This window comes from Paenibacillus jepli, assembly GCF_047238105.1.
In the GTDB taxonomy this organism is placed as follows: Bacteria; Bacillota; Bacilli; order Paenibacillales; family Paenibacillaceae; genus Paenibacillus_D.
On record NZ_JBDFMD010000001.1, the window covers coordinates 453,037 to 470,282 of the forward strand.

General features: G+C 54.0%; 17 protein-coding genes and 1 pseudogene. 3 read left to right on the forward strand and 15 right to left on the reverse strand.

The genetic code is table 11. From position 1 onward, the window contains the following. Positions 1–71 precede the first annotated feature (71 nt). From ABC336_RS02175 to ABC336_RS02205, 7 genes are all read right to left on the reverse strand, one after another. Positions 72–338 carry a hypothetical protein gene (locus tag ABC336_RS02175; RefSeq protein WP_413237097.1) on the reverse strand — a complete coding sequence of 89 codons (267 nt, stop codon included), beginning with the start codon at positions 336–338 and terminating at the stop codon, positions 72–74. Between the two features lie 70 nt (positions 339–408). After that, positions 409–1,062, reverse strand: a complete 654-nt coding sequence (locus ABC336_RS02180; RefSeq protein ID WP_413237098.1) for a flagellar brake protein — start codon at positions 1,060–1,062, stop codon at positions 409–411. Between the two features lie 162 nt (positions 1,063–1,224). Further along, positions 1,225–2,586 carry a germination protein YpeB gene (ypeB, locus tag ABC336_RS02185; protein ID WP_413237099.1) on the reverse strand — a complete coding sequence of 454 codons (1,362 nt, stop codon included), beginning with the start codon at positions 2,584–2,586 and terminating at the stop codon, positions 1,225–1,227. A gap of 275 nt (positions 2,587–2,861) precedes the next feature. Beyond that, a complete protein-coding gene (gene prsW / locus ABC336_RS02190; RefSeq protein WP_413242419.1) occupies positions 2,862–3,557 on the reverse strand; it encodes a glutamic-type intramembrane protease PrsW in 696 nt (231 codons plus the stop codon). Positions 3,558–3,585: 28 nt separating this feature from the next. After that, positions 3,586–4,839 (reverse strand): Glu/Leu/Phe/Val family dehydrogenase, encoded by a 1,254-nt coding sequence (locus ABC336_RS02195; RefSeq protein WP_413237100.1) that lies wholly within the window; start codon positions 4,837–4,839, stop codon positions 3,586–3,588. 156 nt (positions 4,840–4,995) lie between these two features. Then, on the reverse strand, positions 4,996–5,607 hold the full coding sequence (locus tag ABC336_RS02200) for a genetic competence negative regulator (RefSeq protein ID WP_413237101.1): 612 nt from the start codon (positions 5,605–5,607) through the stop codon (positions 4,996–4,998). 187 nt (positions 5,608–5,794) lie between these two features. Beyond that, positions 5,795–6,106, reverse strand: a complete 312-nt coding sequence (locus ABC336_RS02205; protein WP_413237102.1) for a hypothetical protein — start codon at positions 6,104–6,106, stop codon at positions 5,795–5,797. A 142-nt stretch (positions 6,107–6,248) separates the two neighbouring features. On the opposite strand from ABC336_RS02205, the gene ABC336_RS02210 reads away from it, so the two are divergent. Next, positions 6,249–7,154, forward strand: coding sequence for a polysaccharide deacetylase family protein (locus ABC336_RS02210; protein ID WP_413237103.1), 906 nt, complete (start codon positions 6,249–6,251; stop codon positions 7,152–7,154). Here the strand turns inward: ABC336_RS02210 and ABC336_RS02215 are convergent. From ABC336_RS02215 to ABC336_RS02225, 3 genes are read right to left on the reverse strand one after another with little or no spacing between them, the layout of a single operon-like run. Then, complete coding sequence (locus tag ABC336_RS02215) at positions 7,120–7,959, reverse strand: metallophosphoesterase (protein ID WP_413237104.1); 840 nt, start codon at positions 7,957–7,959, stop codon at positions 7,120–7,122. The two genes, ABC336_RS02210 and ABC336_RS02215, sit on opposite strands and share 35 nt — an antisense overlap. A 1-nt stretch (position 7,960) precedes the next feature. Beyond that, positions 7,961–8,224 (reverse strand): hypothetical protein, encoded by a 264-nt coding sequence (locus tag ABC336_RS02220; protein WP_413237105.1) that lies wholly within the window; start codon positions 8,222–8,224, stop codon positions 7,961–7,963. Continuing rightward, positions 8,221–8,814: a CPBP family intramembrane glutamic endopeptidase gene (locus tag ABC336_RS02225; protein ID WP_413237106.1), complete on the reverse strand. Its 594-nt coding sequence runs from the start codon at positions 8,812–8,814 to the stop codon at positions 8,221–8,223. The genes ABC336_RS02220 and ABC336_RS02225 overlap by 4 nt, the downstream gene beginning before the upstream one ends. 87 nt (positions 8,815–8,901) lie before the next feature. Here ABC336_RS02225 and ABC336_RS02230 point away from each other — a divergent pair, with 87 nt between their 5' ends. Next, positions 8,902–9,813, forward strand: a complete 912-nt coding sequence (locus ABC336_RS02230; protein WP_413237107.1) for a hypothetical protein — start codon at positions 8,902–8,904, stop codon at positions 9,811–9,813. 30 nt (positions 9,814–9,843) lie between these two features. Here ABC336_RS02230 and ABC336_RS02235 read toward each other — a convergent pair whose 3' ends face one another. After that, the gene (locus ABC336_RS02235) at positions 9,844–10,170 is read right to left on the reverse strand and encodes a rhodanese-like domain-containing protein (protein WP_413237108.1); all 327 of its coding nucleotides are present in this window, start codon (positions 10,168–10,170) and stop codon (positions 9,844–9,846) included. Positions 10,171–10,438: 268 nt separating this feature from the next. Between ABC336_RS02235 and serA the strand changes: the two genes are divergently transcribed. Further along, positions 10,439–12,031, forward strand: a complete 1,593-nt coding sequence (serA, locus tag ABC336_RS02240; protein ID WP_413237109.1) for a phosphoglycerate dehydrogenase — start codon at positions 10,439–10,441, stop codon at positions 12,029–12,031. Positions 12,032–12,156: 125 nt separating this feature from the next. Here the strand turns inward: serA and ABC336_RS02245 are convergent, their stop codons facing one another. The 4 genes and pseudogenes from ABC336_RS02245 to resB all read right to left on the reverse strand — a co-directional run bounded on the left by ABC336_RS02245 (position 12,157) and on the right by resB (position 17,244). Beyond that, a complete protein-coding gene (locus ABC336_RS02245) occupies positions 12,157–13,581 on the reverse strand; it encodes a sensor histidine kinase (RefSeq protein ID WP_413237110.1) in 1,425 nt (474 codons plus the stop codon). Next, on the reverse strand, positions 13,582–14,298 hold the full coding sequence (locus ABC336_RS02250; protein WP_413237111.1) for a response regulator transcription factor: 717 nt from the start codon (positions 14,296–14,298) through the stop codon (positions 13,582–13,584). It abuts the gene before it with no gap. Between the two features lie 32 nt (positions 14,299–14,330). After that, positions 14,331–15,593 (reverse strand): cytochrome c biogenesis protein CcsA, encoded by a 1,263-nt coding sequence (gene ccsA / locus ABC336_RS02255; RefSeq protein ID WP_413237112.1) that lies wholly within the window; start codon positions 15,591–15,593, stop codon positions 14,331–14,333. Continuing rightward, a pseudogene (gene resB, locus ABC336_RS02260) lies at positions 15,590–17,244 on the reverse strand (cytochrome c biogenesis protein ResB). The gene ccsA and the pseudogene resB overlap by 4 nt, the downstream one beginning before the upstream one ends. Positions 17,245–17,246: the final 2 nt, after the last annotated feature.

The following is a 17,246-nucleotide window of genomic DNA, read 5'->3' on the forward strand; positions in this document are numbered from 1 at the left end:
CTGCCTGCGAACGTGAAAATTATACCACACTATAAGCTAAGATGCAAAAAACAAGGTTTAACAGCGAGGCACTAATTTGCTGTAAATGCAAGTTTCATGGGGGTGATTTCCTGGCGCGCTTGCGCAAGGGACAGAGGTTCGCCTTCCGCTCTGTCGATTCCTGTAACAAGTTGTCGAACCGAGCTGAACTGCAGGGCAAACTGGGCAGCCAAAAGGAGGGCAAGCAGCATAAGAGCAGCCTTGCCGAGTAATGCTCCAACTTTATCCATCACTGTCAGCTCCCGTAGTACTTCTGAAGGCGGATGGCCGGCCCGGCGGCGCTTCGCTGTACCGTTCATGAGCAACTGTCTCCTTATCCCGCGAAGTTGGCAATGTATGGCTAGTATGTGCAAAACCGTCCTATGTATGCTATCGTTTGCGAAAATCGAGCTGCCTTTCGAAACAGAAGCGGATAATTTTCTGGCGTTCCCCGTCCGAGATCGCGGCGAATTTGCACATCACTTGGGTTCTTCCTGTTTCTAGCGGCTTGATGCGTACGACTTCCGCTTTAAAATTCGCATGGTCCAAAGATCCGTTTCTATATGGAATCAACAACCAGCTATCAAGCAGATCGCCGAATTTCAGTTTCCACTTGCCTTCACAGATGAATGAGATGCCGCCGCCGCCGACATCATCTGTTGCAGCGACAAATTTGATGCCTTCAGTCAGTCTCACTGCCAGCTCCAGCTCCGCGGCAACACGCAGGAAGCTTCGGCGCTGCACCTTGGTAATCTGCTCGGTATCCGGCTTCTGAATCGCTACCAGGCGGACGACATCCTCTCGAAATCCGATCACATGTGAATTGAAATAATGCTTGACGCCGCCCTCCACCACAAAAAAAGCCGACAGCTCGTCGCCCAGATAAAGCTTTTTATAGCGACCTGTCGCTTCATTCAAAGGAATTTCGATCAACAAATCTCCATCACCCATATCCGCAATCCTCGTTTTGTATTCGATACGGGCTTCCGTTTCATCGGGTGAAGCGACTTGCAGATACAACACTTGATTCACACTCGGCAACACTTTGGCTCCCCCCTTGTAATCCATTTATTATAGCACGCCAATCGGATACGAGCTATACAATAGACTTCAGGAAAAGATGAACGCCAAAACGTTCTTAGCATGCAAAAAGCGCCCCTCGAAAGAAAGGGCGCCAAATGTGCAACACTCGTTGGCACATGTTGTTCAGTCGGCCTGCTGCAGCACTTCATCATTCATACCGGGCACCTGTTCGATCGATTCCTCTTCACCTGTGTCTGCATTGATAAAGATTCGATAGAGCGAGCCGTTGATTCGACCAAGAAACTCGTAACACAGAACCTCTTCCTTGCGCTCATTGTGGATGAGTGCCCGCTTGGCAGAACGCACCTCAAAGTCGGGGTTCAGGGATTCCCGCGCTTCTTGCTCCGTCAATCCCGGCTCGGGCAGCCGGCGTTCGCGATGCTCATACAGATAGTCAGATGTCTGCATCGAAACCGGCTGACCATCATCCAGTGCCGTTTGTACCGTCACACGGTCCGGGTAGATCAGCACGCCATCTTGCGTAGCAACGTATGTGAAATTGCCGGTTCGGGCGTATTCGTCATAACTTACAGCCTCCATATCCGGGTATCCGTGGGAAGCCAGGAACTCTCGGGCAGCAGACTCCGCCGTTTCAAGATTCACCTGCTTTTCGCCAACCTCCCGGGGGTTGAAAAAGGAGATCAGCTCACCGCCGCGCTTGGTATAATCGATTCTTGCAGGTTCGCCGTCACCGGTGTCCACGATGGCCGTATACGTTTCGTATTCGGTACCTGTACCATTTTCGACAACCTCGACACCGCTGCTATCAGCCAAGCCGAGGAAACGCGCGGCCTTTTGCTTGATCTCTTCAGGTCCGACTGCTTCCGCTGACAAGGCGCGCAGCGTATGCTTCTGGAATACCGCAGATACCGTAGGCCCCCAATCGATCTCGGGGTATTGGCCTACCTTATCCTCCATTGTGCGGAAGCCATCGATAATGGCGTTAGTACCCGACTCCTGCCGGGATGCCATCGCCACCTCCACATCCATCCATCGCAAACTGTTCTGCATGACTTCAGTCTGCATGTTCTGTAGGTCCTTTGTCAGTTCTTCCGATTTGGTATACAGCGTCTTGAGAGTCGTAAATTCCTTGTCCGAGAGCGGTTCTTTGGTGAGGTCCCGAATCGATGTGCGATATGCAAAGCTAGCGACATGCGAGAGGAAATCCTCTGCTTTGCTAAACGGCAACATCGTGAGCGGGAGTTGGTTGATTTCATTCTGCGCCTGACTTGTCATGCGCCACACATTGACCAGACCTTTGCGGTGATGTCCGCTTGATTTCGAACTTACCGCCAAGGTATTGCCCAACTGTTTGTGGATTTGATCCAGATCGTAGCTGAGATTATGGAAAGCCCGTTGATACTGATTTTCCGCCTTGATCAGCACCGCATTTTTGTCTTGATGCTCCTGATAGCCCCAAAAGGCTGCGCCGATGAACATCAGCGCCATGACAGGAAACAGCACAGCGCTCAAACGCTTATACATAGACAAAAGCTCCTTTCTGTGCAATACCTGGTGTTAGTTTGGTTTGCAAGAAGGAGCTTTATACATTCTTATTGGTGTTCCTCAATTTCGAAATCATCCAAGTTGTTGCATAGACATTGTTTGAAGCCGGTAGTGATATGACCCTTTTCCATACGCCCGCGAAGAACGAATTTCTCGCCGCATTGTCTGCAGCGGATCCGGACTTTGACTCTCTGTTCCACCCGCACACCTCCTGTAACGGTTTGCTTTGCTACTTGAAAGTGTTGACGGATCGGCTAAAATTTAATCTCGTCCTCGCGCTTGAGCAGACGGAACGGCGAGTTATTGTTAGCCCGTTGGATCTTGCGCAGTCCCCGTATCCACAGGAATACCATTAACGGCACAATAATAAAAACCCAGTTGGTTTTTAGAGTGAGCATAATCCAATCGTATGTGCCGTGCCAGAACAATGGCAGAGCGAGCGACATGGCGATAAATTTGCGCTTTTGAGGGCCGGGACTGAACTTGGCTTTGCCTAGATAATAACCCATCATAATCCCGAACAACGCATGCCCGGAAACAGGCAGGAGCGCGCGCATCAGGAGTCCGCCAAAAGAGGAGGGAACGAGAAAAGCGTACAGCACATTCTCAAATGTGGCAAAACCAAGCGAAATGGCAGTGGCATATACGATACCGTCGTAAGGCTCGTCGAATTCGGTGTGATTGTATATCATATGGAACAGAACAAACCATTTCAGCCCCTCTTCAACGGCTGACGAAATAATAAAGGAAAATACAATCGGCGACTCGCCCAGCCACAGAAGCAGTCCCCGTTGGATGATCATGATCGGAAACACAACCAGTGCACCGAGAAAAAACAGCTTCAGGACCATAGTAATCGGCTCGGAATGATATCGGTCTTTCAAATAGACATAAGTCAGCAAGGAGACGCCAGGTGCCACTGCCGCCATTAATATCGAGAACAATAGCACCATTTGTCATCCCCCTTCCTCGTGTTAGTCAAACCCAACCGCGATACCGCACGGCTTCAGCAAGCCGTCTGACACCAACCATATATGCAGCGAGCCGCATATCGACCGCTCGACTCTGATGCAGCTCATATACCTGCCTGAAGCCTCGGATCATCATATCTTGAAGCTTATGCTCTACTTCCGACTCGCTCCAATAATATCCCTGATTGTTCTGGACCCACTCAAAGTAGGAGACGATCACTCCGCCGCTGCTGGCAAGTACATCAGGTATGATCAGCACATCCCGCTCCGTCAGGATACGTGTCGCCTCCAGCGTTGTCGGGCCGTTAGCTGCTTCTACAACGATCCCGGCTTGCACACGCGGCGCGTTGTCTGCGGTAAGCTGGTTCTGTATCGCTGCGGGTACCAGCACATCGCACGGCCTCTCCAGAAGTTCCTCATTGCTGATCGAGCCGGAATACAGATTGGTCACAGCGCCAAATGAGTCCCGGCGGTCCAGCAGATGCTCGATATCCAGTCCATCTTCATTATACAACGCGCCGTGCACATCGGATATCCCTATTACAGATGCGCCGGCTTCATGCATAAATTTGGCCAGAAAGCTGCCGGCATTGCCGAAGCCCTGAATGATAATCCGGGCATCGTGCAAGGGAATCCCCCGGGTTCGCAGAGCCTCGTGAATCATGACGGCGACGCCGCGCGCCGTCGCCGTCTCTCTGCCCCGCGAACCGCCGAGGACAAGAGGCTTGCCGGTAATAAAACCGGGCGAGTCGAACTCCCGGATGCGACTGTATTCATCCAGCATCCAGGCCATGATCTGAGAATTGGTCATGACATCCGGCGCAGGTATGTCCTTGGTGGGCCCGACCAGTTGGCTGATTGCTCGCACGTAGCCGCGGCTAAGACGCTCCAGTTCCGGGAAAGACATCCCCCGCGGGTCACAGATAATCCCACCTTTGCCGCCCCCGTAAGGCAGATCCGCGATGCCGCATTTGAGACTCATCCAAATAGAAAGAGCCTTCACTTCATCCGCGTTCACATCGGGATGGAAGCGAACGCCCCCTTTGGTCGGTCCGACCGCATCATTATGCTGAGCCCGGAAGCCCGTGAAAACCTTCGTACCGCCATTGTCCATGCGGACCGGAATCCTTACGGTCATCATCCGCAATGGTTCTTTCAGCAGATCGATCATATCATCTCCGTAGCCCAGTTTGCGCAGCGCCTGCTCGATAACGATCTGGGTCGACTTCAGCACGTCGAACGCTCCTTGTACTGCTATCATTCGTTAACACCACCCCGTCAAAAGTCCCGTCATGTAGCACGGTTCTAATATGGGCGGGATGTAACGGTTCTATACGGAACGTTTGGTGAGGCTGTTCATTCAAGTAAAAGAGCATCGTCCAGCAGAGGCGCGACTGACGATGCTCTCTATCGGTATTCATTTGAAGTGCTGACAGATCTCCGTGACGGCTCCTGCCGGTATGACCACCTTGCCGTATTCCTCCAACACAGCGGCCGTAACCGATGTGGCCTCGCCGTACTCGGCCAGCAAAGCAATGATCGCATGATATTGCGCTGTCTCCAATCCACTTGGGTCAAATGCAAGAATCCAGCGCTCTTTATAGGAATAAAGTCGGCCATCCCCGGAAAGTCCTGCAGCCTGAAGCTGCTTGCTGACGGATATGACATCCTCAAAATCCCGGTAAGAGTACATCATGACGTCGCTTTGCTCGAGGGTAACCTCCATCTCATAGACATCTTCATCATTGTCTTCGTCGCTGTCTGCGCGTTCGTGAATCTGCGCCTCGGCTCTGCCGCGGGTTACAATAACGACCATGCCTTGCGCTGGAAGCGCAAAAACTTCGACGGCAAGCGGCCCGCTGGCGTCAAACCCCAGCTCGCTGTATGCCTGATCCATCATCTCGCTGAACAGTTCGTGCACCTTCGGAATTTCGCGCCACATGTCGTCCTTCTGGATCCCACGCTCCAGCAGGTCGTCGAACGTCAGGAAAATCCTGATCTTGTCCTGACTCAATCGCTCGATCTTCATGACAGGATCCTCCTTTGCAGCATCAAGTTATAACAGATTATGAAGCGACATATAATATGTGAACAAAATTATTATATGTAACTATGTTATCATTTTTGACTATGGATTGCACTACCGGATACAAAAAATAATCATCCGCCCTCCCCCCTCACGGGAGGTGCAGAGCGGATGATGCAACAGTAATGTGCTAGTGACTGGAGAGGTGATTTTCCGTAAGAATTTTGTTGGCTTCGCTGCGGGCAACAGGGTCGTTGGCCACCAGTTGCTCAAGTACCGCCATTCCCTCTGCACCCGCCTGGGCATCGTGAACTGCAGGAGCGGCAGCATCACGCTCCGCTTCCCGGTTAAACATGCGATCTAACGTACGGTGGCTGAGACCTCGCCACAACGTACTGACGCCTTCGCCGACTAAATGCAGCGCGCCGGGACGTCGTCTTGCAATCACGGCGGCTGCAGCGATGCCGAGCAGCCCGCCTGCGAGTATCGATCCCCATCTCATTCGCCATTCCTCCTTAAGCTGAGTTGAATTGCCATTGGTAGCTTTCCCCCTCCGGGGCCGGAGCATGCAGGCGTGTCCTTCGGACTCGAAGAGGGTATGGTACAATGAGGAAACAATCAGCTACTGCATGGGAGGGAATGGCATGAACCGCACAACACATCCTTTAGGAGGCGCGTTGCTGGCCTTGGCGCTGCTCGCAGGATGCTCGGCAGGACCGGGAGAAACCAAGGACAGCCCGCCGCCGCAGCTTGAAGAACAGCCAGAGAAGACGCCGGTCTCCGAATCAGCAACTCCAGAAGAAACGGACACTTTGGGCCAGGAATCGCCCGGCTCTGAAGTAGAACCTAATGCTGCAGAGCCGGAGCCGGATGTCCCTGGCGATCCGCCTTTGGAAATACAGTACGAGATGAACGACGCCTCATACCGTTTCACACCGCTTAGCGACGAAGTCGATGCCGATGCGGTACTGCTGACTTTTGACGACGGGCCCAAGGAGCGAGCGCTGCTGGAGCGTATGCTCGCTATACTCGACAAGCATAGCGCTAAAGCCATCTTCTTCGTTAACGGATACCGTGTCGAGCAGCAGCCGGAACTTCTCCAGTTGGTCAGCGACAACGGGCATATGATCGGCAATCATGCCTGGGACCATATTGATCTGAGGAAGGCCGAGCCGCAGGAAGCGCGCCGCCAAATCGATGAAGTGCAGACGATCGTCAGCGAAGTGACCGGCGAGGCCCCCCGTTTCTTCCGGCCGCCCTTCGGCTCGGGAGGAGACGCCGTAAAGGAAATGGCAGCGGAGCAGGGCTTGCTCTATATGACCTGGTCCAACGGTTCAAGGGATTGGGAGAACGCTGCGCGGGACAACCCGGAGGTAGTCATCAGCTCCGTCATGGAACAGCTCCACCCCGGTGCCAATATTCTCATGCATGAACTGCCTTGGACCGCCGACGCACTGGATGAGCTGCTCGGCTTGCTTACGGCCAAAGGCTATAGCTTCATCGATCCGGCGACTATCAAGCTTCCCGACCGTCCCGCTGCCGCAGAATGAGAAGTTTGGCTTCCGCAGGCGCTCCCAGCCGGATCGGCAGCTTGGAGGTGCCAAATCCGGCACTTACATAAAGCCGGGGTTTCACGACGCCAGGAGCGTCCTCCAGCGTATACCAGCCCCTCAAGTAGGTGAGAATCTCCGGCGAGCGCAACAGCGGCCCGTATACGGGGAGCGTGATCTGACCTGCGTGGGTGTGACCCGACAAGATGAGGTCCACTGGGGCGCCTTCCAGCCTGTCCAGTATATTCGGATCGTGGGAGAGCAGCAAGGTGAACAGTCCGCTCTCATCCCGCGCCTCGCCGCGCTTAAGAGCTTGTGCAAGACGGGCCCGCTCCGTGATCGGATCGTCCAGACCGCACAGTTTGATCATGCTCCCCTCCGGCCGTTTCAGGAGTATATGCTCATTGACCAGAGTCGTGCAGCCTTCTTCATGGAGCAGTTTATCCAGCTCCACTCTCGATTGATCATAATCATGATTGCCATAGACAGCATAGACGGGAGCAATGCGCGACAGAGTCCGGATATTGTGCCTGATCCTCTCCAGCGGCACACCTCCCTCCCTCAAGTCGCCTCCGATACAGACGAGATCCGCTCCGCCAGCCTCCGCAGCCTGCTCCACCAGACGCTGAGGGATGGTCCGGCGGTGAATATCGCTAATAAAGAACAGGCGCAGACCATCAAAGGACTCAGGCAGTCTATCCAGCCTTACCTCTTCCACCACCACCCTGCACCCGAAAGCCTCTTTTATCATCCATGCGACCATCAAGATCGCAGCGGCCGCGGCCGCACCCAGTAACCACCACACGTTATAGGTTCACCTGCACCTTTCTCGCCTGCTCCTGACCGCTTTTGCCGATGTCGCTGTTGATCGCTTTATTCCCATATATGAACAGGACGGCGACAAGGGCGACGAACAGGACAATCAACAGCCGGTAGAACCATTGAGTCAGCTTGACGCGGCTCGAGGGATGTTTTTTCTTCCTGGATGGCAAATCTGTGCCGGAAAACTCCGCTTCCATCGGCTGCAAGCTGTTTTTACTACGGTTACGATATTTCTCTACTCTGCTCATGTTTCCCTCCGGTAGCGGATGATGAGTCCCATCACCAAGTCGATAGCAAAATGCGCCGCAATCGGCGCCCACAGCGTCCCGGTCTCGATATAGATCCAACCCAGACCGTAGCTGATCGAGAACACAAGTCCGGTCGGAATCCAATGCTTCAAATAACGAATGTGGATGGCGGCAAAAACAATACTGGTCCAGTAGGGGCCGATGGCGAACTGAATGGCTCCGCGGAACAGCAGCTCCTCGCAGATGGACACGATCAGACAGATTAGTACGATATGCCAGATGGGCCGCTCGCGGAACAGTTTGTTGTTCACCCCACCGTCATCCGCCGCCTCCTCCGGCACCCAGCGGGAGATAGCCAGGTCGATGACGATCACAGCCGCCGCTAGCCCCAAGCCCCAATATATAAAAGGAAAGGAATTCGGAATGGCCAATAACGAAATTATATTCTGACGCTGTAATAAAATCCATACAATACCGATAACAAGTATAAGACCTTGAGAAACATAAAGATTGATCAAAAGCATCCTGTCGTCCAGCTGGTCAGCCGTTACTTGCCTGATCTTGATTTTTTGCCATTTAAATTTTCTCATGAGTAACCGCCTGTTGATTATTATTGATCCTTTGACCGATGCAGCTTACAATATAGAACCATACATAGCACATGAAGGAGATTTCGGATGGAAAAACGACTTTCACGTACAGAGATGTTGTTCAGTCTAGGTTTTTTGTTCATGCTGGTAGTAGCTGTGGCCGCTTTCTTCTACGGGGTCAAAGTGGGCGCCGAGAAGACGGAGACCAAGTATCAACCGATGAAGCTGCTGCAAAGCGAGGGCGGGGGAGCCGCATATCAGCAACAGGATCTTGTATCGTTCTATCATACCGTATTTTTGCCTCATCGTGAATTCCAGAATGAATGGCACTCAGCTCTGAGCCGGATTCGTTCGCAACAGGCCACCCAGCCTAAAGCGGCGTTCAAGGATCTGGAGAAGCTGGCGGCCCAAAAATACAGTCAAGCTGCAGAAGCAGCCCTGCCGGCAACCTCGCCGCTCCTGGCCCAGGGCCAGGTCAATCTGTTAAAAAGTCTTCGCTTGTTTGAGCAGACGGCTGCCCGCATGGCAGCTTCGGCGGACAGCAAGCAAGCTCAGCTTCTATTGAAGGAGCTTGCCGAGGATGCGTTTTATCAGCAGGCCGTCCAGCACGCCGGTATCGGCCAGCAGGAATATTATGCAGCAATGCTGAAGTGGAGCGCATCGGTCAATACCGAAATTCCGGGCGATTACGAGATGCCCCAGATTATGGAGATCAGTGTCTGGAAGCAGCTCCCCCTTACGATCAAAAATAAACTGATGGCCGACCAGCTGGTCGCCCGCAGTATCCTGCCTGCCTACTATCCGCAGGACCTCAGTACCCGTGTCGACGAGTTCATCGCGACGGGCGAAGCGGCGCGCATGAAGATCCGGACCGTGACAGCCGTCGTCGATCTGCTGCTCGGCACAAAGGCGGTTCGAACTGGTGATTTTGCTGCCAGCAAAGCTACATTATACAGCGAAGAGCTGCTTCCGCAGCTCCCGTTCTTCTTTCCTGAATAAGCAGGCAACCAGGCGCTCTGGATCTCGCCTTCAGTCGTATTGGAAGCCTTCAAGCGCCGATACGGCGGCCATGCCGCCCTCAACATTGATCAGCTTGCCGTAACCTTGGTCCGATAAATAAGCGCATACCCTCTCACTGCGCACCCCGTGCGCGCAGACGATGTAAAGCGGCCGCTCCGGATCCAACTCGTCCAGTCGGCCAGGGATCGTATTCATCGGCACATGAGCAGAGCCTTCGATATGGTAGTAGTCCCACTCGGCCGGCTCGCGCACATCGATAATTTGTGAAGCCTCCAGTCCGCCGCTCTCCAGTTGATTTTTCAATGAAGCAGCATCTATCGTTTTCCAGTTGCTCAAGTCCTTCTCTCCTTATGCCGCTCAGTAGCGGCGGTGTTATGCGGCCGAAGCCGGTCGCTTGCTTGCATCATAACCAATATCAACAACTTGTTCAAGTTTTGGCATTGCAATCTACCACAGCCTTGCTATAAAATAGGAGAGGTCATAGGATTAGCATGTATTACTCCGCAGAATTGAAAGCGACCCTCGTCCCGCTGCTGCACACGGCCGGGTACCGGGGTTTTTCAAATTTATACAGAAGCGATTATATCTAGGAGGTTTAAACTACATGTTTAAAGTGCTAGTATCGGATCCGATCAGCGATCTGGGAATTCAACAGCTCGTAGAAGCGGCTGACGTGGCGGTAGACAAGAAGCCGGGTCTTAGCGAGGATGAGCTGATCGCCATTATCGGAGACTACGACGCGCTGCTCGTCCGCAGCCAGACCCGCGTTACCGAGAAAGTCATGCAAGCCGGCAAACAACTTAAAGTGGTCGGCAGAGCCGGCGTCGGCGTCGACAACATCGACCTGCAGGCCGCCACTGCGCGCGGCATCATCGTCATCAACGCCCCTGACGGCAATACGATTACGACTTGTGAGCATACGTTTGCGATGATGATGGCGCTCGCCCGTCATATCCCGCAAGCGTACATGAAGACCGTCAACGGCGTTTGGGACCGCAAATCCTTCCTCGGCGTCGAGCTGCGCAATAAAGTGCTCGGCGTGATGGGGATGGGACGGATCGGCAGCGAGGTAGCTGCGCGGGCCAAAGCATTCGGTATGGAAATTCTGGGCTACGACCCGTTCCTTACAGAAGAGCGGGCAGCCAAACTTGGTGTCAAGCTTGCCAGTATCGACGAGATCGTCCGTCAGGCCGACTTTATGACCGTCCACACGCCGCTCACGCCGGAGACCCGGCATATGATCGCCAAACCTCAGTTTGACGTCATGAAGCCCGGCATGAGGATCGTCAACTGCGCCCGCGGCGGCATCATCGACGAACAGGCGCTCGTCGAAGCTATCGATCAGGGCATCGTGGCCGGCGCGGCGTTTGACGTCTTCGAGATCGAACCCCCTGCAGAGGATCACCCGTTCCTGAAGCATCCGAAAGTAATCGTGACTCCGCATCTCGGCGCTTCCACGGTAGAAGCTCAAGAGAATGTAGCCATCGACGTATCCGAGCAAGTGCTGCATATCCTGCGCAACGAGCCGTTCATCAATGCGGTGAACATGCCGCCGATTCCGGGCGAACTGTTGAACAAGCTGCAGCCTTACTTCGCCCTCGGCGAGAAGCTCGGCAGTTTTGTTGCCCAGCTGTCCAAGGGCGCCGTCTCGGAGATCGCGGTCAGCTTCTCCGGTGAATTGGCAGAAGTAGACACACAGCCGTTAACCCGTCATATCGTTAAAGGCGTGCTCGCGCATCATCTGGGCATGGAACAAGTCAACCTGGTCAATTCGATGCACCTGGCCAAGCTTCGCGGCGTAAACGTCGTGGTCCAAAAATCGCCTGAAGCCAAGGGCTTTACGAACCTCGTGTCCGTGACACTCCGTACGAAGGAAAAAGAACGTCATGTCGCAGGTACACTGTTGAACGGATATGGCTCGCGGATCGTACAGATTGACAAGTTCCCGGTGGACGTGACGCCGGGCGGCAATCTGATTCTGATCTCGCACAACGATAAACCGGGGATTATCGGCCGCGTCGGCTCGCTGCTAGGCTCCAAGGATGTAAATATCGCAACCATGCAGGTTGGACGGGAGCTTGTGGGCGGTGCAGCTATTATGGTGCTTACCGTAGACAAAGCCCCAACCAAAGACGTGATTGAAGAGCTGGCCGAGCTATCAGATATTAACAAGGCCAAAGAAATCAACCTGTTCTAAGCGTCCCCCAAAAAATAGCTCAAAAAAAAACCACTCTGCTGGCCGAACCGGCGCACAGAGTGGTTTTTTTGCAATGCCTATTTGTTTCACGTACAACAAGAATTGCCGCCATACTCAGACAAGAGCTAATGCGCTTCGACAGGAAGCAGCACCGTAAAAGAAGTGCCTTCGCCAAGCCGGCTCTCGACACGGATCGTACCGCGATGCGACTCGACGATATTTTTGACGATCGCCAGACCCAGGCCGGTGCCGCTGGAGACTGCTCTTGTCCGGGCCTTGTCGGCCTTGTAGAACCGCTCGAAGATGAAGGGCAGATCCTCGGGAGGAATGCCCTGGCCCTCGTCCTTGACGATGATCTGGACGCAGCTCTTGCCTTCGTGACGGATCATGTCTGCCTGGATCGTGATCGCCGCATCCTCACGCGTGTGGCGCAGCGCATTATCCAGCAGGTTGGTCAGCACCTGCTCCAGCCGATCTTCGTCGGCCAGCTTTAGCTCCAGCGGCAGTTCGGCACACTCATAGCGCAGACGAATGCCGCGTTCCTTGGCATACACCTGGAACTTGCGGTGCACCCGGACGATCAGTGCCTTGACGTCTACCTGCTGCATATTCATCTGGAGATGTCCCGCCTCCATCCTCGCCAGGTCGAGCAGATCCTTGACCAGTCTGCCCATCCGCAGCGACTCGTCGTGGATAACCTGGACCAGCTCCTGACGCTCCTCCGGCGATGCCGCGATGTCGTCCATGAGCGCCTCGCTGTAGCCCTGCAGCATCGAGAGCGGCGTCCGGATCTCATGCGAGACGTTGGCTACGAAGTCGCGGCGCAGCTTCTCCAGCTTGAACTCCTCGGTAACATTCCGCATGACCGCTACTGCACCGCGCACATGACTGTCTGATTTGAGCGGCGCCATGACCACCGACCAGACTCCGCTCATAACATTAATCTTGTCACTCTGGTCATGTCCTTCCCGAACCACCTTGCGGTATAGATCGTAGAGCGGTGCCGGCACATCGCCATAGGAGACGAAGCTCGCCGATTCGTCTGACCAATCCAGATTGTTCCACTGCTCCATCAGCAGCTGTCCCTGCGGATTGGTCAGGATAACCTTGCCCGCCGCGTCAAAGGTGATCACCGCATCCGCCATACTGCGCAGTACGCTTGTCAGATGGTCTCTCTCATGTGAGAGATCCTTGATCAGCGTATCCACCTCTTCAGCCATATGGTTAAAGGTATGCGAGAGATCGCCAATCTCGTCGGATGAACGGATCTGTACCCGTGAGCGGTAATCGCCTTGAGCGATCAGGTCGGCCGCTTTTTTCAACATCCGCAGCGGCTGGGTAATCTTGGTGATGAGGAAAAAAGCAAAGAACGTCGTCAACAGAAACCCGATGACGCCTACGACGACGAATAGCACCTTAATATCGTGTGCGTAATCAAAAAATTCAATATCGACGTAAGCCAGCAAAAACACGCCCAAAATAATCAGAACCACGGCCACCAGCAGAATGATCGTGATCCAGAGTTTGCCGACTACACTTCTCCAGAGCATTTACTTTGGTACCTCGAGCTTGTAGCCGACGCCCCACACCGTTGTGATCATCGCTGCGGCCTCCGGCGATACTTTATTCAGTTTTTCGCGCAGACGCTTCACATGCGTGTCTACTGTGCGCAGATCACCGAAAAACTCGTAATTCCAAACGTCCTTCAGCAGCTCTTCCCGACTGAACACCTTGTCGGGCGAAATGGCGAGATAGTGCAGCAGCTCGTACTCCTTGGGCGTCAGGCTGACTTCCTGTCCGCCTGCGGAAACACGATGCGCGTCATGCTCGATGACCAGGTGCGGGAATACAATATTATTGCTGGAGTTAGCCTCCTTGGTCAAGTAAGCGGTCGCCGAGGAACGGCGCAAGATCGCTTTGACCCGGTAGATGACCTCGCGCGGGCTGAACGGCTTGACGACATAATCGTCCGCGCCGACTTCAAACCCCTGTACCCGGTTCATCTCCTCGCCTTTGGCTGTGAGCATGATGACCGGTGTCGATTTGACCTGCCTGAGCCGGGTACAGACCTCGATCCCGTCGATTCCCGGCAGCATCACATCCAGCAGCACAAGATCAAAATCGGAAGAGGAGGCCATGCGGAGCGCGTTCTCGCCGTCCTCCGCTTCTTCGATCAGATAGCCTTCCTTCTCCAGATACATCTTCAAAAGGCGGCGGATTCGCTCTTCATCGTCTACGACAAGAATACGCTGCATATGCTCGGACATCTTGCGTCTCCCCTCTCTACTGAGTTAAAAGACTAGTTGACACCGGCATAAGAATGCAAGCCGGCGATGATCAGGTTGACACCGATCAATGTGAACATGACGATGACAAAGCCGATAACGGCAAGCCATGCCGAAGGCTGCCCCTGCCAGCCGCGCGACAAGCGCAGATGCAGATAGGCACTGTAGAAGAGCCAGGTGATCAGAGCCCATACTTCCTTGGGATCCCATCCCCAAAATCTGGACCAGGCAATATTGGCCCATATCATGGCAAAGATGAGCGCTCCCAGCGTAAAGATCGGGAATCCGATGGCGATAGCCCGGTAGGTAATCTCATCCAGATCATCAGGGTCAATGCCGTCCATCAGCGGATGAATCACCGCTCCAAGCGGCTTGCGCAGCGCGAGTCGCAGCAGCCCGTACAACAGCGAACCCATCAGGATCGACCAGGCAATCGTATTAAGCTTGCGTCCCGCGTTGACCCCATCCATCCAGCCCGGTGTTTCGAAGAGCGGCTGCGCAATGCCAAGGAAGGTATCCATCTCGACGACTTCACTGTTATAGGGCTTGAAGATTGGCGGCATGCTGTATTCGACATTCTCCACAGTCGTGCTGGCCACACCCCGGCTGTCGACAGTGACCAGCTCTTGCGTAAAATTAGCTTGGTAGCCCATCCCCCGGAAGATAAATACTGTGGCGATGAAAGCGATGATGACGATGATTACATACAGCGTAAACTCAACCCAACGCTGCGAGCGGCGTGCCTTTTTGCTCGTACCCTTGAAGTCGACGACCCGCAGCAGATACATCAAGCCCGAGGCAAAGGCGACGGCGAAAAACGCTTCGCCCAGTGCTGCCGTCGTAACATGGATCTTCAACCAGATCGAATTGAGCGCCGGGACGAGCGGCTGCACTTCCTGCGGGAAGACGGAAGCATAAGCCACGATCAGTACAACCAGCGGCAGCGCGAACATCCCCAGCACTGCCTTGCGGTAGATCGCATTGACGATGATGAAGGCGATCATAATCGCCATACCGAGAAAGGTCATAAATTCGTACATATTGCTCGTTGGAATCTGGCCGGAGCCGTACCAACGAGTGAAGAAGAAGGTCAGATGCGACAACAAGCCCAGGGCCGACACAATATAAGCGACTCTCGACCATCGCTTGGCATGAAGCTCCGGGTCGCGATTGCTCCATTTCTTACCCGCTACAGCAATCACATAAAACAAGAATCCAAAACAGTACAAGAAGAATGCGGCAATAAACGCATCACTGCTAAATTCTACCCAATTCACGAATTTTTCCCTCCGTTATCCAGTGACTTCGGATCGACCTCGATCGCCAGCTTGTTCAAGGCCGCCGCGACATCACTTCGCATGCCGAACCAATTCTTGTTGGTGTGGGCGCCCAGCGACAGCTTGCCGTTATCGACACGCAGCCAGATCCGTCGATGATTCCAATAGAAGCCCATAATCAGACCGAGCATAGAAATGCCCGCCCCTACCCATACGTAAGGCATCGCCGTGTCGATCCGGATATTCAGAAATGTTGTCGCACCGGCGAACGTCACGCCCTCCATCGAGCCGACGGACAACTCCAGCCGGTCGGAGATATGACTATTGATTTGATCCTGGCTGAAGCGCTGCTTGTCCACTTGGCGAGGGAAGTACAGATACGTCTCGCCTTCCTCGGCAAGCCCCGGTCCTCTGATAACAAAGAAAAATGCCGGCGCATTGGGATCTCTGGAAAGCGAAGTCGGCGCACCATCTTCCCCGATCGCAAATTCCATATACTGCGAGCGAAGCTCCAGCTCATACGGTCCTACTTCGTATTGAAGCTCGGGATTGATCATCCGCAGCTCGAACGAACCGTAATTCTCTCCAGTCTGTTTGTCGATCAGGGATGGCTGAACGGCGGCCAGCTTCGGTGAATCGTCGAAGTCGAACTGATAAGCGCTGAGTCCCTGGTACGAAAGCGGACTGTTGACGATGATATCATGCCGCTTCACTTCTTCGAGAACCGGCTGCTCGATGAGATCATGGCAATTGGCTGTACATTCGTACAGTACGGCTTTGGTCTGGTATAGCTTGGGCCTCAGCTGCCCCTGCATCTCGGCGGGAAGTTCGTCGTCCGTATAATAATCGACCGAGAACTGCTCGTTTTTGATATAATAGTTAGTCCCTTCGATCGGCACCGTCTCACCTTCAGGGATGGTCACATATTCGTCCATGTACCAGCCCGGGATGCTGCGGGCAAGAACGGCAAGCAGGAAGATGATCAGACCGATATGGTTGATGTAGGGTCCCCACCGGCTGAAACGGTTCTTCTCGGCCAGCAAGGCGTCCCCTTCCCGATGCACGCGGTAATGCTTGCGCTTCAGCTGCGCCTCCATATCACGGGCAAACGCTTCACCCGGGACATCCAGATCCCGGGTGAAGACGACCTTCTGTCTGGTGATGAAGCTGAGATGCTTGCGGATCTGCTGTTTCTTGAGCGCTCGGTAGAGCGGCAGCACCCGGTCCAGGCTGCAGATGACGAGCGAGGTGCCGATCATGACGAGCAGCGTGATGAACCACCAGGATTCATAGGTTCGGGAGAGTCCCAGAGCATAATACAATTCTCCCATCCGGCCGTGATTCGTACTGTAATAGTCTGCGGGATTCCCCGGATGAACGTATTTTCCTGCGGAAGGATGGTACCGAATATCGAACCGACGAGCGTTATGATGATCAAATAGACGGCAATTTTGACGGAAGAGAAAAAATTCCATATCCTGTCGATCCAGTTGGGGTTGCTTTTCTGCGAGCGCCGAGCTACACCGTCGTAGCGCATCTCCAGCGGTTCTTGGGAATGCATGTCCTCTCCCAGGGGCTTGCCGCAAGATTCGCAGAGCACCGTACCCACATTATTCTGATGGCCGCATTCGCATTTGGTGTTGTGAATCAATG